Origin of the sequence: Pseudarthrobacter sulfonivorans, assembly GCF_031454915.1 — a bacterium.
Classification (GTDB): Bacteria; Actinomycetota; Actinomycetes; order Actinomycetales; family Micrococcaceae; genus Arthrobacter; species Arthrobacter sulfonivorans_C.
In genome coordinates this window covers 91,157-110,222 of sequence record NZ_JAVDRS010000001.1, presented here as the reverse complement: position 1 = coordinate 110,222, position 19,066 = coordinate 91,157, and the positions used below count along the sequence as shown (strand labels likewise).

The 19,066-nt window shown below is 66.5% G+C and carries 17 protein-coding genes; 3 read left to right on the top strand and 14 right to left on the bottom strand.

Annotation, left to right across the window (positions count from 1 at the left end; translation table 11 throughout):
• Nucleotides 1-54: 54 nt before the first annotated feature.
• The 5 genes from cobA to J2808_RS00495 form a co-directional block, all read right to left on the bottom strand.
• Nucleotides 55-1,320, bottom strand: a complete 1,266-nt coding sequence (gene cobA, locus J2808_RS00515) for a uroporphyrinogen-III C-methyltransferase (protein WP_309810052.1) — start codon at nt 1,318-1,320, stop codon at nt 55-57.
• Nucleotides 1,321-1,737: 417 nt separating this feature from the next.
• Nucleotides 1,738-2,703: an ABC transporter permease gene (locus J2808_RS00510; RefSeq protein ID WP_309810049.1), complete on the bottom strand. Its 966-nt coding sequence runs from the start codon at nt 2,701-2,703 to the stop codon at nt 1,738-1,740.
• Nucleotides 2,693-3,418, bottom strand: coding sequence for an ABC transporter ATP-binding protein (locus J2808_RS00505; protein ID WP_309810046.1), 726 nt, complete (start codon nt 3,416-3,418; stop codon nt 2,693-2,695). The genes J2808_RS00510 and J2808_RS00505 overlap by 11 nt, the downstream gene beginning before the upstream one ends.
• A gap of 41 nt (nt 3,419-3,459) precedes the next feature.
• The gene (locus J2808_RS00500; protein WP_309811805.1) at nt 3,460-4,596 is read right to left on the bottom strand and encodes an ABC transporter substrate-binding protein; all 1,137 of its coding nucleotides are present in this window, start codon (nt 4,594-4,596) and stop codon (nt 3,460-3,462) included.
• A gap of 133 nt (nt 4,597-4,729) precedes the next feature.
• The gene (locus J2808_RS00495; protein WP_309810044.1) at nt 4,730-5,896 is read right to left on the bottom strand and encodes an RtcB family protein; all 1,167 of its coding nucleotides are present in this window, start codon (nt 5,894-5,896) and stop codon (nt 4,730-4,732) included.
• Between the two features lie 124 nt (nt 5,897-6,020).
• On the opposite strand from J2808_RS00495, the gene J2808_RS00490 reads away from it, so the two are divergent.
• Nucleotides 6,021-7,262: an NAD(P)/FAD-dependent oxidoreductase gene (locus J2808_RS00490; RefSeq protein ID WP_309810042.1), complete on the top strand. Its 1,242-nt coding sequence runs from the start codon at nt 6,021-6,023 to the stop codon at nt 7,260-7,262.
• A 108-nt stretch (nt 7,263-7,370) separates the two neighbouring features.
• Here J2808_RS00490 and J2808_RS00485 read toward each other — a convergent pair whose 3' ends face one another.
• The 5 genes from J2808_RS00485 to J2808_RS00465 form a co-directional block, all read right to left on the bottom strand.
• Nucleotides 7,371-8,825 (bottom strand): sulfate adenylyltransferase subunit 1, encoded by a 1,455-nt coding sequence (locus J2808_RS00485; RefSeq protein WP_309810039.1) that lies wholly within the window; start codon nt 8,823-8,825, stop codon nt 7,371-7,373.
• Nucleotides 8,826-9,773 (bottom strand): sulfate adenylyltransferase subunit CysD, encoded by a 948-nt coding sequence (gene cysD / locus J2808_RS00480; RefSeq protein ID WP_309810035.1) that lies wholly within the window; start codon nt 9,771-9,773, stop codon nt 8,826-8,828.
• Nucleotides 9,770-10,525, bottom strand: coding sequence for a phosphoadenylyl-sulfate reductase (locus J2808_RS00475; RefSeq protein ID WP_309810032.1), 756 nt, complete (start codon nt 10,523-10,525; stop codon nt 9,770-9,772). Before J2808_RS00475 ends, cysD begins: the two co-directional genes overlap by 4 nt.
• Entirely contained in the window at nt 10,522-12,270 is a 1,749-nt protein-coding gene (locus J2808_RS00470; protein WP_309810029.1) for a nitrite/sulfite reductase, read from the bottom strand. The genes J2808_RS00475 and J2808_RS00470 overlap by 4 nt, the downstream gene beginning before the upstream one ends.
• Nucleotides 12,271-12,425: 155 nt before the next feature.
• Nucleotides 12,426-13,160 carry a sirohydrochlorin chelatase gene (locus tag J2808_RS00465; RefSeq protein WP_397427953.1) on the bottom strand — a complete coding sequence of 245 codons (735 nt, stop codon included), beginning with the start codon at nt 13,158-13,160 and terminating at the stop codon, nt 12,426-12,428.
• Nucleotides 13,161-13,220: 60 nt separating this feature from the next.
• On the opposite strand from J2808_RS00465, the gene J2808_RS00460 reads away from it, so the two are divergent.
• Both J2808_RS00460 and J2808_RS00455 read left to right on the top strand, forming a co-directional pair.
• The gene (locus J2808_RS00460; protein WP_309810027.1) at nt 13,221-13,916 is read left to right on the top strand and encodes a trimeric intracellular cation channel family protein; all 696 of its coding nucleotides are present in this window, start codon (nt 13,221-13,223) and stop codon (nt 13,914-13,916) included.
• A gap of 14 nt (nt 13,917-13,930) precedes the next feature.
• Nucleotides 13,931-14,359, top strand: coding sequence for a hypothetical protein (locus tag J2808_RS00455; RefSeq protein WP_309810024.1), 429 nt, complete (start codon nt 13,931-13,933; stop codon nt 14,357-14,359).
• 177 nt (nt 14,360-14,536) lie between these two features.
• On the opposite strand, the gene J2808_RS00450 is transcribed toward J2808_RS00455, so the two are convergent.
• The 4 genes from J2808_RS00450 to J2808_RS00435 all read right to left on the bottom strand — a co-directional run bounded on the left by J2808_RS00450 (nt 14,537) and on the right by J2808_RS00435 (nt 19,015).
• Nucleotides 14,537-15,376 (bottom strand): type IV toxin-antitoxin system AbiEi family antitoxin domain-containing protein, encoded by an 840-nt coding sequence (locus J2808_RS00450; protein WP_309810021.1) that lies wholly within the window; start codon nt 15,374-15,376, stop codon nt 14,537-14,539.
• A 404-nt stretch (nt 15,377-15,780) separates the two neighbouring features.
• The gene (locus J2808_RS00445) at nt 15,781-16,881 is read right to left on the bottom strand and encodes a polyprenyl synthetase family protein (protein ID WP_309810019.1); all 1,101 of its coding nucleotides are present in this window, start codon (nt 16,879-16,881) and stop codon (nt 15,781-15,783) included.
• On the bottom strand, nt 16,878-18,221 hold the full coding sequence (locus J2808_RS00440; protein WP_309810016.1) for a geranylgeranyl reductase family protein: 1,344 nt from the start codon (nt 18,219-18,221) through the stop codon (nt 16,878-16,880). The genes J2808_RS00445 and J2808_RS00440 overlap by 4 nt, the downstream gene beginning before the upstream one ends.
• A 5-nt stretch (nt 18,222-18,226) precedes the next feature.
• Complete coding sequence (locus tag J2808_RS00435; RefSeq protein ID WP_309810013.1) at nt 18,227-19,015, bottom strand: demethylmenaquinone methyltransferase; 789 nt, start codon at nt 19,013-19,015, stop codon at nt 18,227-18,229.
• Nucleotides 19,016-19,066 lie beyond the last annotated feature (51 nt).

The following is a 19,066-nucleotide window of genomic DNA, read 5'->3' as shown; positions in this document are numbered from 1 at the left end:
CGTAGGTGCCCTTTTGAGCCTTCATAAGGGCAGTTGCGGAGCAATCGATGGGTTTCAGGGGGTTAGAACTCGGGTGGTGCGGGGTTTGTTCGGCGTGGTGGTGCTGTAGTCCGCGGTCTTGAAGTGCGACGGCGCGAACGGGCTGACGCGGACCACGTCGCCGATCACAATCACGGCAGGATTGGCGACGCCGGTGGCTTCGGCCTGGTCAGCGATGGAACCGAGCGTGCCGATGGTTACGCGCTGATTCGGCAAATAGCCGTTTTCAACAATACCAACCGGTGTGTCCCCGGGGAGACCGGCGCCGGCCAGGGCGGAGGCGGAATCGCGGAGCGCGCCCACGCCCATGAGCAGGACGATGGTGTGGTCTGCGCGGGCAGGGACCTCGGAGAGTTCCTCATGGCCGGTGACCACACTGAAGCCCTTGGCCAGTCCGCGGTGGGTCACCGGGATGCCGGCGGCGGCGGGAACGGAGATGGCGGACGTGACGCCGGAGACCACCTCAACCTCGACGCCGTGCTGCCGGCAGTGTTCAGCTTCCTCGCCGCCGCGGCCCAGGACGTACGGGTCTCCGCCCTTGAGCCGGACCACGCGGTGACCCTGGAGTGCTTCGTCCACGAGGATGCGGTTGATCTCGGACTGCGGTACGGGGTGGTGGCCGGGAGTCTTGCCCACCTCGATGACGCGGACGTCCGGGGCCAGTTCGTTGAGCAGTTCGCGCGGGCCGAGCCGGTCCGCCACCACAACGTCGGCCTGGCCCAGGAGCCGGCGGCCGCGGACGGTGATGAGGCCGGTGTCGCCGGGTCCGCCGCCCACCAGGGCAACGGAGCCGCGGTGGGCCCGGCGGCGGCGCAGCGGCAGGTCGCCTGTTTCCAGCGCGGTGGCGACGGCGTCACGCAGGGCCATGGCCCGGCGCGGGTCTCCCCCGGCGTTCACGGCAATCTGCACGTCATCCACGACGGCGACGGCGGGAGTCCAGGCGGCTGATGCTTCGTGGTCGGAGGCGTTGACGCACCAGGTGCGCTGCGCTTCGGCGTCCGCGGAAACCTGGGTGTCCACGGCGGGGTTGCCGGTGGCCGTCTGGACGAACCAGACGCCGTCGACGTCGGACGGACGGTAGGTGCGCTGCTCCCAGGTGACGAGGCCGGCGTCGGCGAGTTCATGGAGCGCGGGGCAGGCAACGGGAGCCACCACGGTGACCCGTGCACCGGCGTCGAGCAGTCCCTTGGCGCGGCGGGCAGCCACGCGGCCGCCGCCCACCACCAGCACGGGGCGGCCGAGCAGCCGCAGCGCGGTGGGGTAAATATCCTGAATTGCCATGAATCAACGGTAGGGCCGCGTCATACTGGCCAACAATGGTTCGGAAACACCCGGTAACGCTGGGTAATCCTGCGTCACATTGCCGGGCGGGCTCTTGGGGCGCCGTCGCGGGTCACAATGCCGGGAAGTGGGCTCCGAATCGGCCCTATCCGTGGTGTGTCCGTGTCAATGTGCCCCGGTTCGGTGTCACATGCTGCCTGTGGCTGTGGCTTCAAACGCTTCTGGGAATCCACGTGTGCGTCAATACTGCGGGCGAGGTCGAACAGACGCTCCCGAGGGAGGGAGGACGCGGTGCGGCACACAAAGCTGACGGTCATGGCGCCAGTCCGCCAGTGAAAAATCAACGCGGGGTCAGATCCGGCCCAATAAACGATGCATATTGGGCAGGAAATGACCCCGCGTTGGAAGGGGTGCGGGTTAGCGGGTACTGCCCGAGAGGAGACCACGGCTGCGGAGCAGGCGCTTCTCGATCGGTGCGAACACCAGCAGCTCGATCAGGATGCCGACACCCAGGATCAGCAGGATGGCCGCCATCACGATGGTCATGTCGGACAGGACGCGGCCCTGGTCCAGGAGCGAGCCGAGGCCGAAGCCGATGGTGCCGCCCACGGCGATGATTTCGGCGGCCATGAGGGACCGCCACGAGAAGGCCCAGCCCTGCTTGAGGCCGCCGAGGTAGCCAGGCAGAGCTGCCGGCAGGATGATCTGGATGGCCATCTGAAGCCGGTTGGCGCCCAGGACGGTGCCCACGCGGCGGTACTGCGGCGGGATCTGGTCCACACCGGAGATGAGGCCATTGATGATGGACGGGATGGCACCCATAAACACCACGAAGTAAACGGTGGCGTCAGTCAGCCCGAACCAGATGATCGCGGCAGGAACCCAAGCGACGGACGGCAGGACCTGCAGGCCAGAAATCAGGGGTCCGAAGGCCCGGCGCAGCGGGGCAACCTGGGCCAGCAGCAGCCCCACCGGAGTGGCGATGGCCACCGAAATCAGGAACCCGACAATCCCGCGCTGCAACGATGTCCATACGGCTTCCTGCAGTTTCGCGTCGCCCCAGAGGACCCCTAGCTGGCCGAGCACGTCGAGCGGGCCGGGGACAAGGTCGCGGCGCTTCACACCGAGGGAGACATAGAACTGCCACACCAGGACCAGGACCACCAGGGCGGCCACGGGCAGGAGCACGCGGCTCCAGTCGATCCGGTGCTTGCGCGCGGCGTCGGACTGAAGCGAATCCAGCCCGGCCTCGAGCTCACGCAGGTCCTCGTGCCCGGTGGACGTGCGCGTGAGCGCGGCGTGGACCTTGTGGGTTTCCGGCTCAACCACCGGACTGGTTTCGACAGGCTCAACCACCGAATTGGATGTGGGGTTACTTGGCATGGCGGCGAATCTCCTCCCGCAGGCGGGCGGTGATGACCCCGGTCAGCTGTCCGGCCAGGCCGGCGTCGGTTCGGTGTTCCTCGGTGACGGCCCATTCCTGGACCACCCGGCCGGGGCGGGACGACAGCAGCAGCACGCGCTGGCCCAGCCTCACGGCCTCGCGGACGTTGTGCGTGACGAAAACGATGGTGCGCCCGGTTTCCTTCCAGATGCGTTCCAGCTCGTCGTGGAGGAGGTCGCGGGTGATGGCATCGAGGGCGGCAAACGGCTCATCCATCAGCAGCAGCTGCCGGTCCTGGGACAGAGCCCGGGCCAGAGCCACGCGCTGGCGCATGCCGCCGGAGAGCTCGTGCGGGCGCTTGTCCCCCGCCTCGCCGAGGTGCACCAGGTCCAAGAGTTCGTCGGCTTTAATCCGGCGTTCAGCTTTCCCCACACCGCGCAGTTTCAGGGCCAGCTCGATGTTCTCCCGCGCCGTCAGCCAAGGGAACAGGGCGGCATCCTGGAACATAAATGCTGCTCCGTCGCTGGGTACTTCTAGGGCGCCCGACGTCGGGGCCTCCAGTCCCGCCATGATGTTCAGGAGGGTGGATTTGCCGCAGCCGGAGGCACCGAGGAGGGCGACGAACTCGCCCGAGCCGATGGTGGCGTTGACATCCTCCAGCACCGGGGCGCCGTCGCCGAAGCGCTTGCCCAACTGTTCCAGTACGACTGGCATGGTCCCGTCCTTAGGTAGGTGGTGGTGCGGTGGCGGCGCGGTCAGTCCTGGCCGAGGTCCGCGGCGGAGACGCGCTGACCGCCAGTGCCGATGACTTCGTTCAGGGCGCGGAGATCGAACAGGCCGGCGATGTCTGCCTGCTTGGTGGTGCCGGCGTCCGCCCCGTCCTTGAGCAGTTTGGGGTAGGTTCCGGCGAGCGGATCCACCGTGAAAATGACGTTCTGCAGGGCCCGGTCCAGGACATCGGAGGGAAGTGCCGCGCCGGCTGATTCCTGCAGGGCTGCGTTGATGACGTCCGTCTTTTCGGCGGCGGACGCGTTATTCAGCCAGGCCACGGACTCGGCGTGACCACGAAGGAGGGCCTTTACGGTGTCCGGGTGTTCGGCCGCAAACTTCTTGTTCACAATCAGGATGGTGGTGGGGAACTCGCCGGCCTTGCCGGTCAGCGAACCGTCCCACAGGTCCTTTTCATCCACCAGGACCTTGGCCCCGGCCTGGAGCACCAAACGGGACGCCCACGGCTCAGGCAGCCACGCGCCGTCGAGCTTCCCGTCCTGGAACAGCTTCAGGGTCTGCGCGTTGTCCGTGGGGTTGATGGCGACGTCGCCGCTGCCATCCACGTTGGTTTTGTAGCCCTGCGAAGACAGCCACGCGCGGAGCGCCACGTCCTGGGTGCCGCCGAGCTGCGGGGACGCAAGGGTCTTGCCCTTCAGTTCAGCGGCCGACGTAATCTCCGGCCTGACAACCAGCTGCGCGCCGCCTGCGGCGGCACCGGCGATGACGCTGACCGACTCGCCCCGGCTCTTGACGAACGAGTTGATGGCCGGGTTCGGGCCGATATAGGCCGCGTCGATGGCGCCGGCGTTCAGCGCCTCGATCGCGGCAGGCCCGGCGTTGAATGTTTCGGTGCTGAGCGTGGTGGTGCCCAGATTCCGGGCCAGGATTCCCTGCTTCACACCCACCAGGGCGGGCGCGTGGGTCAGGTTTCCGAAGTAGCCCAGCTTCAGCTCGACGGCCGGCGTGGGCGCCGGCGCGGCCTCTGCGGACGCGTCCCGGGAAATATTGGAGGCCACCACGGCGCCCAGTGCGATCAGGACAACGAGTCCGATGGCCAGGGCTGCCTCGATGGCACGCTTGCGCTGGGGTACAGCGCTTTCGCCTGCCACGATACGGGTCATCCCGGGCTTGGAACTTGTCATTGTTTCACCATAGGGAGTGACATAAACCCATTCAATGAAGCAGAAACGGGGGGTCACGCGGGTTCATGCAACGTCACATTCGCGATGCCGAAGTATCCAAGATGCAGCCGGTTCAGTCCCCTTTGACGTTGATCAGCTGACGCAGTTTGTGCCGTACCTTGACGAGGTCCGCGGCGTCGTGCATCACCTGGTCGATCGGCTTGTAGGCCGCCGGAATCTCGTCGATGAACGCTTCGGTGGGCCGGAACTCGATCCCCTGCATGGCCGTCTTCAGCTCCGCCAGCGTGAACGTCTTGCGTGCGGCCGTCCGGGAGTACTCCCGGCCGGCGCCGTGCGGTGAGGAATTGAGGGAGGCCGGGTTGCCGAGGCCTTCCACCACATACGACGCCGTTCCCATGGATCCGGGAATCAGTCCGGGATCGCCGTGCTCGGCTTTGATGGCCCCCTTGCGCGACACCCACACCAATTTCCCGTAGTGCGTTTCCTGCCGGGTGAAGTTGTGGTGGCAGTTGATCCGTTCGCGTTCCTGGACGGGGCCGCCCACCCAGCGGCCGAACTGTGCAATGACGCGGTCCATCATTTCCTCGCGGTTGAGCAGCGCGAAGTGCTGGGCCCACCGCAACTCCTCGATGTACCGGGTGAACTCGGAGGTGCCTTCGTCCAGGTAGGCGAGGTCCGGGTCCGGCAGCCTGGTGCCACGTTTCCGGTTTACATGCTGTGCGACGCCGATGTGATGCTGTGCGATCTTGTTGCCGACGCCGCGTGAGCCGGAGTGCAGGAACAGCCAGACGGCGTCGGATTCGTCGGCCGAGACTTCAATGAAGTGGTTGCCCGAGCCCAGAGAACCCAGCTGCAGCTCCCACTTCGCCAGGTACTGGGCAGGGCTGAAGCCGGCCTTGGCCGCCCGCTTCGTGAGTTCGGCGATGCGCGGCTCAGCGGTGGCCTTGACAGTCCGGTTGTTGTGGCCGGCGGACAGCGGGACAGCCCGTTCGATGTCCTCGCGCAGCCGTTTCCGGTCCCGGGGCAGGTCCTTCACCGAGTACTGGGTCCGCACCGCGATCATGCCGCAGCCAATGTCCACACCCACCGCTGCCGGAATGATCGCGTGCAGCGTGGGAATCACCGAGCCCACGGTGGCGCCCTTGCCCAGATGGGCATCCGGCATCAGGGCCAGGTGCGGGTAGATGAACGGCAGCGTGGAGGTGGCGAGGGCCTGTGCACGGGTCTTCTCGTCCAGGATCGACGCCCAGTTGATGAGCTTGCTGGTGATAGTTTCCACGCTTCGCCTCCCACTCACGATGATGGTGGGACGGACGCCGGGTGGCAAGGACGCCGGCTGGCAAATGAACCAGGAAGACCCCAAGGCCCTGTTCCACCGGCTTTAGGAGGAGTAGGTTGCTCGGATGGAAGACACATACCAGGTCATCGTGGTCGGTGGCGGGTTCGCCGGGATGACAGCTGCCAAGGCACTGGGCCGCAAGGGCGTCAACGTGCTGCTCATCGATTCCAACAACTATCACCAGTTCCAGCCGCTCCTTTACCAGGTGGCGACGTCCCAGATTGGCGTATCGGCTATTGCCCGGCCGCTTCGGTCCGTTTTCCGGCGCGTCCGGCAGGTCAGGGTGCTCACTGCGGAAGTGGCCGCGATTGATGCCGCCAACCGGACCGTGGGCACCGTCGATGGCGACACGTTCCGGGCGCAGATCCTGGTCATCGCGCCGGGCGCCGTCCCGAACTTCTTCAACACGCCAGGCGCGGAGGAACATGCCTATCCGCTCTACTCGGTCACCGACGCGACCCGGCTGGGCGCCAAGCTGACCCACCTGTTGGACGAGGCCGATCGGGAGTCGGGCGGTTCCGTGGACGTCGTGGTGGTCGGCGGAGGTCCCACGGGTGTGGAAACGGCCGGCGCCATGGCGGAGAACGTGAAGTTCGTGGTGCCGAAATACTTCTCGCCGGAGCTCGCGGGCCGGTGCCGCGTCCACTTGGTAGACATGATCCCCACCGTCTTGAATGCTTTTTCGGTGAAGTCGCAGGAATACACCAAGGCGCGCCTGACCAAGATCGGCGTCCAGCTGCACTTGGGCGTCGGTGTGACGGAGGTCCGTGCGGACGCCGTGACGCTCGCTGACGGGACGGTCATTCCAACCCGTGCGGTGGTGTGGGCAGGCGGGCTGAAGGCCGGAGAGATCATTGCACGCTCCGGCCTGACGCAGGGCAGAGGAGGACGTATCGATGTCCGCCCGGACCTGACCGCGCCGGATTTCGAGGGCGTGTATGTCCTCGGCGACGCCGCCAACATGACCGATTCGACCGGGGCCAATCTGCCGCAGCTGGGCTCCGTCGCGCAGCAGGCCGGGAAGTGGGCGGCCGCCAACATCCAGGCCGACCTGAACGGCGGTACCCGGCAGCCGTTCAAATACCTGGACAAGGGCTACATGGCGATGATCGGCCGGGGCGCCGCGGTGGCTGAGATCGGGCGCCAGCGAATCCAACTGCAGGGACCTCTGGCCTTCGTGTCGTGGCTGTTGGTGCACCTGGCCCTGCTGTCCGGATTCCAGCAGAAGGTCCGCGCATTGTTTTCCTGGCTCAACGGCTACATCACCCACAGTCCCGCGCAGGTTGTGGTGGGCCGGCCGGAGTAGTGGGCCGCGGGGCCAGGACCCAGCAAAACCCACCCAGAACGGCTCTGCCCCGCATAACCGGTGCTGGGCAGCAACGGTCATGCGGGGCAGGGCAGCTCTCGCTGAGGCTTAGATAGAGTAGCGCTCATCCTCATGGTCGCCCGGGTGGTCCTTGATCAGGCCGGCGGCCAGCGTGTTGCCGTCCTGCGGGTCGATTACCAAGAACGCGCCCGTGCGGCGGTGGTGCAGGTAGTTCTCGAGGGGCAGCGGCGCGGCGAGCCGGAGCTGCGCATGGCCGATGTCGTTGAGCTCCAGGCTGGACGCACCCTGAAGCTTGAAGGTGGCCAGGTCCAGCTTGCCGCTGACGCTGCGGACCAAAGCCTGGACGGTGCGGGTGCCGTGCTTGACCAGCACCTTGGCACCTTCCCGCAACGGCTTCGGAGACAGCCAGCACAACGCGGCGTACAGGTCAGCGGAGGACTCGCGGACAGTGCCGGCTGCGGCGATGGTGTCTCCGCGGGCGACGTCGAATTCCTCGGCCAGCCGGATTGCAACGGACTGCGGGGCGAACGCTTCCTGCAGGGACTCACCGGCAAAATCGATGCCAACCACGGTGGTGGTCCGGGGAGCCTGGCCGGGGGTGATGACCGAAACCTCGTCCCCCACCTTCACGGAACCCTCGGTGATCTGGCCGGCGTACGCGCGGTAGTCGCGGTAAGCCTCAACGTCCAGGCCACCGGCAACGGCGTCGGGAGCCAGCGCGCCCTGCGGCCGGATGACCAGCTGCACAGGGAAGCGGAAGCTCTCCAGCTGGGTGTCGATCTCGTCAGCGGCCGGCAGGGTCTCGAGGACCTCCAGCAGGGCCGGGCCGTCGTACCAGGGCGTGCGCTCGGAACGGTCCACCACGTTGTCGCCGTCGAGCGCGGACACCGGGATGACCAGCAGGTCGTCGATGTGGTCGGCGCTGCCCAGCTCGGCGGAGCCGATGCCCAGTTCGCGGGCCACCTGCTGCACGTCGGCCTGGATTTCGCGGAACACGGATTCGCTGAAGTCCACCAGGTCGATCTTGTTCACGGCCACAATCACGTGCGCCACGCGCAGCAGCTGCAGCACGGACAGGTGCCTGCGGGTCTGCTCCAGGACACCCTTGCGGGCGTCAATAAGTACGACGACGGCATCCGCCGTGGACGCGCCGGTCACCGTGTTTTTGGTGTACTGAACGTGCCCGGGGCAGTCGGCCAGGATGAAGCTGCGCCGGTCCGTGGCGAAGTAGCGGTAGGCCACATCGATGGTGATGCCCTGCTCGCGCTCGGCGCGGAGGCCGTCCGTCAGGAGCGCCAGGTCGATGCCGCCTGCCGAGCCGCCAAAGCCGCGGTCGGCTGAGGTGCGGGCCACGGCGTCGAGCGTGTCAGCGAGGATCGCCTTCGAGTCGTGAAGGAGGCGGCCCACCAGAGTGGACTTCCCGTCGTCGACCGATCCCGCGGTGGCGAAGCGGAAGAGGGTGGTGGGCAGGTTTTCGTTGATTGAGCTTGTCGAAATCGGGGTTTCGACAGGCTCAACCACCGGCGTAGTAAAAGTGCTCATTTAGAAGTACCCATCCTTCTTGCGGTCTTCCATGGCGGCCTCGGAGATGCGGTCATCTGCACGGGTGGCGCCACGTTCGGTGATGGTGGAGGCGGCAACTTCGATCACAACGTCGCTCACGGTGGCTGCGGCCGATTCAACGGCACCGGTGCAGGACATGTCCCCCACAGTGCGGTAGCGGACCGTCTTGGTGATGACTTCCTCATGCGGCAGCGGCTGGGAAACCTCGCCCACTGCGCGCCACATGCCGTCACGGGCAAACACTTCGCGGCGGTGGGCGTAGTACAGGCCCGGCAGCTCGATGTTCTCGCGTTCGATGTAGCGCCAGATGTCCAGCTCGGTCCAGTTGCTGATGGGGAACGCGCGGACGTGCTGGCCCACGGTGTGGCGGCCGTTGTACAGGTTCCACAGTTCGGGGCGCTGGTTGCGCGGATCCCACTGGCCGAATTCGTCGCGGAGGCTCAGGATGCGCTCCTTGGCGCGGGCCTTGTCCTCGTCGCGCCGGCCGCCGCCGAAGACGGCGTCGAACTTGTTCTGCTGGATGGCGTCCAGCAGCGGAACGGTCTGCAGCGGGTTGCGGGTGCCGTCGGCACGCTCGGCCAGTTCGCCGCGGTCGATGAATTCCTGAACGCTTCCGACGACGAGCTTGAGTCCCAGCCGCTCCACGGTCCGGTCGCGGAAGTCGATGACCTCGGGGAAGTTGTGGCCGGTGTCAACGTGCAGCACGGGGAACGGGACCTTGCCCGGCCAGAAGGCCTTGGTGGCCAGGTGCAGCATCACCACGGAGTCCTTGCCGCCGGAGAACAGCAGCGCGGGCTTCTCGAACTCGGCCACGACTTCACGGATGATGTGGATCGCTTCGGACTCGAGGGCGTCCAGGCTGGAGAGGCGCGTGGATACGGCGGCTTCAGTCACCTGGGTGGTCTCCTCAGTTAGGAAAGTGCTCATACGTGTAGTCCGCATTCTGTCTTGTCGGTGCCTGCCCAGCGGCCGGCGCGGGGGTCGTCTCCGGGTGCCACCTTGCGGGTGCAGGGCTGGCAGCCAATGGAGGGGTAACCCTGCGAAAGCAGCGGGTTGACGGGCAGGAGGTTGTCATCGGAGTACTGGACCAGCTGGTCGAACGTCCACGCGGCCACCGGGTTGACCTTGACCAGCCCGTTGACCTCGTCCCAGGTCACCAGCGGCGTGTTGGTCCGGGTGGGGGCCTCGTCGCGGCGGACGCCGGTGAACCAGAGTTCGTAGCCGGCCAGGGTGCGGCGCAGCGGGGCCACCTTGCGGAGGGCGCAGCACTGGGCGGCGTCGCGGGCAAAGAGGTCCTTGCCCAGGAGCCGGTCCTGCTGTTCCACGGTGTTCTCCGGGAGTACGTCCACCACGTTGACGCGCAGGTTCGCGGCCACCTCATCGCGCGTGGCGTAGGTTTCCGGGAAGTGGTAGCCGGTCTCCAGGAACAGGACGTCGACGCCGGGCATCTGGTCCGCGACCAGCGCCGGGAGGACGGCGTCGGCCATGGAGCACGCGACGGCGACGGACGGCAGGTCGAAGTTGCGTTCCACCCAGGCGATCACGTCGCGGGCCGGGGCGTCCCAGCCGAGCTCGGCGGCGCCGGACTCGGCGAGGGCCTTGAGTTCGTCGTGCGTGCGGAGTTTGGGAGCTGCGGCAGGCTCAACCACCGGGTCTACGCCCAATGCGTGTTTGCTCACTGGAGGGCCTCCTCGTCTGCTGCGTGGGCCCATTCGGCGAAGGTCTGGCCTTCGGCGCGCTGGGCAACGAAGGTGCGGACGACGCGTTCCACGTAGTCCGGCAGGTCCTCGACATACACCTTGAGGCCGCGGACGGTGCGTCCCAGGCCTGCTTCCTCGCGGCTGTTCGAAGCCAGCCCGCCGCCCAGGTGGACCTGGAATCCCGGGGAGGGATCGCCGTCGGGCGTTGGCAGCATCATGCCCTTGAGGCCGATGTCCGCGGTCTGGATGCGGGCGCAGGAGTTGGGGCAGCCGTTGATGTGGAGGGACAGTGCGTGCGGCAGTTCGCCGGAGGCGGCGAGGTCTGCCAGGCGGCGTTCCAGCTCGGCAACGGCGGTGGCGGCGGTGACCTTGGTTTCCACAATGGCCAGCTTGCAGTATTCGATGCCGGTGCAGGCGATGGTGCCGCGGCGGAAAACGGACGGGCGGGCGGAGAGGCCCAGGGCGTCCAGCTCGGCAACCAGCGGCTCTACCTGGTCCTTGGCAACATCCAGGACCACGAGCTTCTGGTGCGGGGTGGTGCGCAGGCGGTAGGAGCCGCGGGACTCGAGGGTGTCCGCGAGCTTCACGAGCTGCGCGCCGGACAGGCGGCCGGCCAGCGGGGTGGCGCCGATGAAGAACTTGCCATCCTTCTGCTCGTGCACGCCGATGTGGTCGCCGGGAGTGGTGGGCTTGGGCGCGGCGGGACCGTCGGCCAGCTTGTAGCCGAGGTACTCGTCCTCGAGAATCTGGCGGAACTTCGCCGGACCCCAGTCGGCCATCAGGAACTTCAGGCGGGCCTTGGTGCGCATCCGGCGGTAACCGTAGTCGCGGAAGATGCTGGTGACGCCGAGCCATACTTCGGCGGCTTCCTCGGGGCGAACAAAGGCACCGAGGCGCTTGCCCAGCATGGGGTTCGTCGAGAGCGCTCCGCCGGCCCAGAGGTCGTAGCCGACGCCCAGTTCAGGGTGCACCACGCCCACCAGCGCGAAGTCGTTGATCTCGTGGACCACGTCCTGGCTGGGGTGGCCGGTGATGGCGGTCTTGTACTTGCGGGGCAGGTTGGACAGCAGCGGGTTGCCGATGAACCGCTCCCCCAGCTCCGCAATCAGCGGGGTGGGGTCGATGATCTCGTCCTTGGCGATGCCGGCCACCGGGGAACCCAGGATGACGCGGGGCACGTCGCCGCAGGCCTCGGTGGTGGACAGGCCAACACCTTCCAGCCGGGTCCAGATCTCGGGAATGTCCTCAACCCGGATCCAGTGCAGCTGGATGTTCTGGCGGTCGGTGAGGTCGGCGGAATCCCGGGCGAAGTCCACGGAAATCTGGCCGATGACGCGCAGCTGCTCGGTGGTGAGCGCGCCGCCGTCGATCCTTACACGGAGCATGAAGTACTTGTCTTCGAGCTCGTGCGGTTCCAGCGTGGCGGTCTTGCCGCCGTCGATCCCGGGCTTGCGCTGCGTGTACAGGCCCCACCAGCGGAACCGGCCGTGGAGGTCCTGGCTGGGGATGGCGTCGAAGCCGTCCTTGGAGTAGATGGTCTCGATACGCTCGCGGACGTTGAGGCCGTCGTCTTCCTGTTTCCAGGTTTCGTTGGCGTTCAGCGGGGTTTTGCCGTCCACTTTCCACTGCCCGTGCGGCTTTGCGGCGGGGCGGGTGGAGGTGCGTGCGGGTCGCTTGGAAGCTGCGGAGTCCGCGGACGCTCCGGCTAGAGCTGTATCAGTCATGCATCGACTGTAGGTGTCCCCGAATTGCGTCACAAAGGGTCGGGAAACGCTGAGTCACCTAGGGAAACATTTCGTCACGAATCGCCGGGGAGCCTTGAAGAAGCCCGCTTCCTGTGATTCACCGCGCCGTTGTTTTCGGGGCGCCCGGGGCGCCGTTACTGCCCGCGCGCGACGGCGGCGTCGAACCGTTCCAGCGCAATCTCGGCGAGCACGCCTGACGGCAGCAGTGGTTCCGTGACGAGGTCGGCGCCCGCCTTGGCCAACTGGTCGTGGAAGAAGCCCGGCGCAAGGAGGTAGGAGGCAATCACCACGCGGCCGCCGAGGTCAACGGCTCCGGCGGACTCCCCCGCCCCGGCACCCCCTTCTGCTTCCTCGCGGAGCATCGCGACGGCGTCGGGCACTGACGGCTTGGCTGAGGCACCGTAGGCGGCCACAATCCGGTTGCCCCGCAGCGCCCGGAGCTGGTCAGCGAGCTCTTCGACGCTGACCGCGGCGTTGGGGTTGGAGGACCCTGCAGCGGCGAGGACAATCGAGTCACGGTCGGTCACGCCGGCTTCAAGGAGTCGCTGGTCGAGCAGGGCAGCGAGCCGGGGATCGGGCCCCAGCGGTGCGGCGGCAAGCGTCCCCGCGCGGCTCTTCACGGCCCGCGCGATGTCCACCTTGACGTGGTAGCCGACGCTCAGCAGCAAGGGAACCACGGCGGCGGACTCCCCCGCGGGCAGGCCCGCCACCACATCCACAAGGTCCGGCTGCTGGACGTCCACGTAGGCTTCCCGCACATCAAGGCCGGGGCGCAGCGCGGCGATCGCGGCGCGCAGGGCGTTGACCTCTGCGGCCCCCTGGATACTGGACGTCCCGTGGGCACAGGCGATCATGATCGGGTTGTTCATAGGGGCTAGCGTAACGTTGGAGCAGCCCTGTCCGCCCACTGTGAATAAGCCGGGATGCCCATGACATTCGCCTTTGACAACGCTCCTGTCTGGCTGGACCTGGTGGGCGTTTTCTTCTTCGCGGTCTCCGGCTCACTCCTGGCGGCACGGAAGAACATCGACATTGTGGGATCCCTTCTCCTGGCCTCCCTTGTAGGTCTGGGCGGCGGCGTGATCCGCGACCTGGTCCTGGACAGCGGCCCGCCCGCGGCATTCAGCAACCCGGCCTACCTGGTCCCGCCCCTACTTGCCACCGTTCTGGTGTACTCCCTGTTCAGCAGCGTCCAGCGGTTCACTTCCCTGCTGATCCTGTTCGACGCCGGCGGGCTGGCCCTCTTCTGCATGACCGGCACTGTCAAGGCCCTGGACGTTGGCATGAACCCGGTGGCGGCGGTGCTCCTGGGGGTGATGACGGCGGTGGGCGGTGGCCTCCTGCGCGATGTGACAGCCAATGAGGTACCCGAACTGTTCAACCCCAGGGACATCTACGCCCTGCCGGCATTTGCGGGGGCCGTGCTGACCTCTGTTTTGTGGGTTTCAGGGGTTTTTAATGCCCTGACGGCTGTGGCCATCGCCGCAGTGGTGTTCACATTCCGGGTGGTGGCCTGGCGCCGTTCCTGGCAGGCCCCGCTGGCCGTGCACGGCTGGCACCGGCGAGGCGTTGACAGGTCGGATTCCGGGGATGGTGGCGGCGGATCTGAGGGCGGCCACAATTAGCTAGGATTGGGACCATGACTGACATGTTCCTCGAGAAATTCCGCGCGCTTGTTCCGAAGTATCTCGAGGACGAATGGCAGGAAGAGGACGGCCTGTCCGCGGACGAGCTGGACGCCGCACTGGCCGAGCACCAGTTCGAGGTTCCCTTGGTCCTGCGTGAGTTCTACCAGGCGGTGGGCGGCTGCGAGGACCTCATGGAGGCCTACCACTACTTCTGGGACCCGGAAGAGCTCGAAGTTGATGACGAAGGCTTCCTGATGTTCCTCGAAGACGAAGAGGAACAGTTCACCTGGGGCTTCCGCGTGGGCGACCTCGGCGTCCCGGACCCCATTGTGTACCGCCGCAACAACGCCCGGGCCCAGTGGAAGAGCGAAGAAGGCACCTTCTCGGAGTTCGTCTTCGACATGTTCGAGTGGGCCTTCAACGACGAAGAAGAAAACTAGGGTCCTCCCGGTCGACTTGCCTGCTGCCCTCACCTGCTGGCTCCTCACCTCCGGTTCCGGCGGCTTCCCGGCCGGAACCGGGGCACTTCGACACGGGCTCACCGAGGCTGAGGCCGTGTCGACGGGTATGTCGCCCCATAGTGCCCCACGACGGACGTGAGAGTACGTCGGCGGGACCTACCTTGAGCCGAACGCTCCCCGCTGGCACTGCTCCAGTACCGACAGCACCTGGGCCACCATCCGTTCAGGGTGATGAACGACGTCGTCGTAGCCGAATCTGAGGCCGAGATGCCCGCCGATGAGGGTGGCATTGTTGCGCTTCCGGTCCTTTTTCACCTGCCGTGGCTCCAAGTGCGTGCCTCCGTCGGTTTCGACCACGAGGCAGTCCTCAATCAGGAAATCCACCTCGCCGACTCCCGGCAGCTCCACATGCCTGCGGACGCGCAGTCTCGCCCGCCGGAAGTGGTCGTTGGCCAACACTTCCAGTATTGAATCAGCCCGGGGAATAACACGGTCCAGAACTGACCTGGCGGGGGCATTGCGGTTCCCGGCAAGCTTGCGCCGGAGGAAGTCCACGGTCACGTCCCCGCGTTGGGCGGCGCACTGCACCATAACGAGCGCTTCAAGCGTGGGCAGGCAGCGCAACGAGTGGATCAGGACATCCGCCAGTCCTGCAACGGGAAGCCACGGGTGCGCGGGGTGCAGTAGCCGGCCATGAGTCAGGGTTCCGGCCGGCGTCCCCTTGTGCCCGGGACTAACATGCACCGCGCCGGCCTCGTGCAGCGTCCATAGCCGGTACAGCGGTGCGGCCGACAGGGACGTCAGCAGCGCGTTGTGCCGAAGGGCCAGTCCAATAGCGCCTGCGTCCCTGGGCATGCCATAGATACCGCGCCGGATCCGGGCAAGCCGCCCGGCAGCCACGGCTTTGTCAATGTATGTGCGGGAAAAGCCGGCCCCGTGGAGTGCCGATGTCCGGGCCACACCGCCCCGCCCGTCCAGAAATGTCTCTATATCCATGGCCCTAGAGTGGCCCCTGCCCTGCTGCCAGCGGCAGGGCAGGGCTGCGGCATGTGGAAAACCCCTCCGAAGTGGGGCACTTCGACACGGACTCGCTGGCTCCCGGCCCGGGAATGCGCATCCCGTCGCCCAATGTGCCCCACGAAGATCAAAGTACCTGTGACAGACACCTAACAGCGGGCTTGCATTCTGTGACAAAGCTGTCATAGACTATTCATGGATCCGCTAAACGCCTCCGGCGGGTCTGATGCGAACGGAGATATAGCCCCGGTTCGACGCAGCGTGTGACTCGTAACGTTGCTGAGAACCGGGGCTATTGCATTTAAGCCAACGCCCCACAACACAAACAGCGGAGCCCCGCCAAGGTTGACCCCGGCGAGGCCCCGCTCCAAGGAAGAACAGAATCAGCTGGCGCGGTCCACCACGGCCAGCGCGAAGTTGGACAGCGACCATTTCACGACACCCTCGGGCAGCGGGGCCAAAGCGGCAATGGCTTCGTCGGCCCAGCGGCGCGCAACCACCCAGGACTCGGCGGTGACGGGGTGCTCGCGCAGCCCGGCTACGGCAGCGGCCAGGGCGTCATCCGAGGTCAGGTCGCCGTCAATGAGCTTCAAAAGTTCGACGGCGGACTGGTCACCAGCGGCGGCATCCCGGCGCAGAAACAGGACCGGCAGCGTGGGGACACCTTCGCGGAGGTCGGTGCCCGGAGACTTGCCGGACTTGACCTTGACTCCGGTGACATCGATGACGTCGTCAGCAAGCTGGAAGGCAACGCCCACCTTCTCGCCGTACTCCACAAGCAAGTCTTCGTAGGCCTCATCGGCGCCGGCGAAGATGGCACCGAGCTGGCCGGAAGCTGCAACCAGGGAGCCGGTCTTGTCCGCGATGACGGACAGGTAGTGCTCCACCGGGTCCTCGTCCGGCCGCGGGCCCACGGTCTCGTGCAGCTGGCCAAGGCACAGGCGCTCGAACGTGCGTGCCTGAATGCCCAGAGCACGGGAACCCAGCTCGGAAACCAGGATTGAGGCGCGGGCGAAGATGAGGTCGCCGGTGAGGACAGCTACGGAGTTGCCCCAGACCTCGTGGGCCGTGGGGGCGCCGCGGCGGAACGGGGCGGAGTCCATGACGTCGTCGTGATACAGCGTGGCCAGGTGGGTCAGCTCCACCACCACGGCCGCCTGCACCACGGCAGGCAGCGAAGCGTCACCCAGGTGGGCGCACAGCAGGGTCAGCAGCGGCCGGATGCGCTTGCCACCGGCTTCCACCAGGTGGCGCGACGTCGCGTCAGCCAGCGGATCGGAGTTGGCAATGGCCTCGCGGAGCTTCTTCTCCACACGGGCAAGGTTGGTGGTGATGGCGGGGCCCAGCTCGGCGTCCTCCGCGATGGCCGCAAAGCCGGCGGGCAGCTGCAGTCCCGTGGCGATGGCGGTGGTGTTGAGGCTGGGTTCGGAGTCCGGCAGGCCGTGCCCGGCGTGCGTCCAGCTGTGGTCTGCGGAGTTGGTCACGGGTTAACCCTAACTTTTTGTTGCGGATACCGCTGATTGGATTCCGTAGGGGTATGCGTCGGTGTATTTGTCGTGGCCGGGACCAGCGATTCAAGGACGCGGATGGCCCGGTCCTCAAAGCCCTTCGCGGCCGGGTCGGTCAGGTTGGCGAGCAGCCGCACCACAAAGCGCATCAGCACGGGAATTGGCATTCCGGTGCGCAGCGCGAGTTTCATCACGGCGGGTTTTCCGATCAGCGCGGCAAACGCCCGGCCCAGCGTGAAGTGCGATCCCCATTGGCCCCGCACATAGTCCGCGTACCCGGCGAGGTGGGCGTCGGCGTCGTAAGTCTGCCCCGCAGCAAAAGAGCGTGCGGAAGCGTCAATGATGAACTCCGCCGCGAACCGTGCCGACTCCATCGCGTAGGAGATGCCTTCGCCGTTGAATGGGGACACCATGCCGCCGGCGTCTCCCAAAAGCAGGAGACCGGGCGAGTAGTGCGGCGTGCGGTTGAAGCCCATCGGCAGTGCGGCGCCGCGGATCTCCCCTACCTGGTTTTCCGGGGTGAAGCCCCACTCTGCGGGCATGCCGGCGGTCCATTCGCGCAGGACCTGCTTGTAGTCCAGCTTGCCGAAGTCCTTGGAGGAGTTCAGGATGCCCAGGCCCACGTTGGAGGTGCCGTCGCCAACGCCGAACACCCAGCCGTAGCCGGGGAGCAACTTGCCGTCGCGGCCGGGGAGCTCCAGCCAGCCCTCCATCCAGTCGTCATCGTGACGGGGGCTCGTGAAGTACGTTCGCACGGCGACACCGAGGGGGCGGTCGTCGCGCTTCTGGATACCGAGCGACACCGCGGTCCGGGTGGAGTTGCCGTCCGCGGCCAGTACGACGTCGGCGCTGAAGTCCCGCGTCTCCCCCGTCTTGCGTCCCGACTCGTCCAGGAGCGCTGCGCGGACGCCGGTCACGCGGCCGTCTTCCGAATGCAGAGCTTCGGTGACGCTGTGCCGCTCCAGGATCTCGGCGCCGGAGGCCTGCGCGTGCCGGGCCAGTTCCTCGTCGAAGCCCAGGCGCGTGCGGATCAGGCCGTACTCCGGGAAGTCGGACACCTCAGGCCAGGGCAGTTCGATGGTCCGCCCGCCAGCGATAAGCCGCAGGCCCTTGTTGCGGCGCCAGCCGTCCTCTTCGGGGTGCGGCAGGCCGAGCTTCTGGATTTCGCGGACTGCCCGCGGGGTGAGGCCGTCGCCGCAGACCTTCTCGCGCGGGAAGCTGGTTTTTTCCAGCACGGTCACGCTGATGCCCGCTTTGGCAAGGTAATACGCGGCGGTGGAGCCGGCCGGCCCCGCGCCGACAATCAGAACATTCACAGGTATCAGCGGGTGATGTTGCGGCGAAGCTTGGCCACGGGGCCCTTGTGCGCGGCAATGGCGGCAGCTGCTCCGTCAGGAGTGCTGGCAGCGGTTGAGTCGAGCGGCTTGGTGGCCCGGTGGACGGCCACAATCCCGCCGGTCAGGTTGCGGTAGGTGACATTGTCCCAGCCCGATTCCTGCAGCCATGCGGCCAGGTGGTCCTGGTCCGGCCAGGCGCGGATTGACTCGGCGAGGTAGACGTAGGCGTCCGGGTTGGAAGCCACCTTTACGGCGATGGCAGGCAGGGCACGCATGAGGTATTCGGTATACATCGTGCGCCACAGCGGAACCACGGGCGCCGAGAACTCGGCAATGACCAGCTTGCCGCCGGGCTTGGTGACGCGGAGCATCTCGGCCAGTGCCTTCTTGGGCTCATTGACGTTGCGCAGCCCGAAGGAGATGGTGCTGGCGTCAAAGCTGTTGTCCGCGAACGGCAGGTTGGTGGCATCGCCGGCAACAAAGTTGATGTCCGGGCGGCGGCGCTTGCCCACCTTGAGCATGCCAAGGGAGAAATCACAGGCCACCACATCTATGCCGGCATCGGCATATGGTTCGCTGGAGGTTCCTGTGCCGGCGGCCAGGTCGAGCACCCGCTGGCCGGGTTTTGCGTCCACCGCTTCCACCACGATCTTGCGCCAGCGGCGCGTCTGTCCCATGGAGAGGACATCGTTGACGACGTCGTATTTAGGTGCGACGTCGTCAAACATCGTGGCTACTTCGTCCGGACGCTTATCCAAGGATGCTCGGTTCACCCAGTCATTGTCTCAAATGTTCTGCAGGCCCCCTAACTGCGGGGGAATCTT

What these genes read in the sequence shown, in the direction of transcription:
- J2808_RS00500 (WP_309811805.1), bottom strand. Translation starts at nt 4,596, where the DNA reads ATGACCCGTATCGTGGCAGGCGAAAGCGCTGTACCCCAGCGCAAGCGT.
- J2808_RS00450 (WP_309810021.1), bottom strand. Translation starts at nt 15,376, where the DNA reads ATGGATATAGAGACATTTCTGGACGGGCGGGGCGGTGTGGCCCGGACA.
- J2808_RS00485 (WP_309810039.1), bottom strand. Translation starts at nt 8,825, where the DNA reads ATGAGCACTTTTACTACGCCGGTGGTTGAGCCTGTCGAAACCCCGATT.
- J2808_RS00465 (WP_397427953.1), bottom strand. Translation starts at nt 13,160, where the DNA reads ATGAACAACCCGATCATGATCGCCTGTGCCCACGGGACGTCCAGTATC.
- J2808_RS00455 (WP_309810024.1), top strand. Translation starts at nt 13,931, where the DNA reads ATGACTGACATGTTCCTCGAGAAATTCCGCGCGCTTGTTCCGAAGTAT.
- J2808_RS00490 (WP_309810042.1), top strand. Translation starts at nt 6,021, where the DNA reads ATGGAAGACACATACCAGGTCATCGTGGTCGGTGGCGGGTTCGCCGGG.
- J2808_RS00505 (WP_309810046.1), bottom strand. Translation starts at nt 3,418, where the DNA reads ATGCCAGTCGTACTGGAACAGTTGGGCAAGCGCTTCGGCGACGGCGCC.
- J2808_RS00470 (WP_309810029.1), bottom strand. Translation starts at nt 12,270, where the DNA reads ATGACTGATACAGCTCTAGCCGGAGCGTCCGCGGACTCCGCAGCTTCC.
- J2808_RS00460 (WP_309810027.1), top strand. Translation starts at nt 13,221, where the DNA reads ATGACATTCGCCTTTGACAACGCTCCTGTCTGGCTGGACCTGGTGGGC.
- cobA (WP_309810052.1), bottom strand. Translation starts at nt 1,320, where the DNA reads ATGGCAATTCAGGATATTTACCCCACCGCGCTGCGGCTGCTCGGCCGC.
- J2808_RS00510 (WP_309810049.1), bottom strand. Translation starts at nt 2,703, where the DNA reads ATGCCAAGTAACCCCACATCCAATTCGGTGGTTGAGCCTGTCGAAACC.
- cysD (WP_309810035.1), bottom strand. Translation starts at nt 9,773, where the DNA reads ATGAGCACTTTCCTAACTGAGGAGACCACCCAGGTGACTGAAGCCGCC.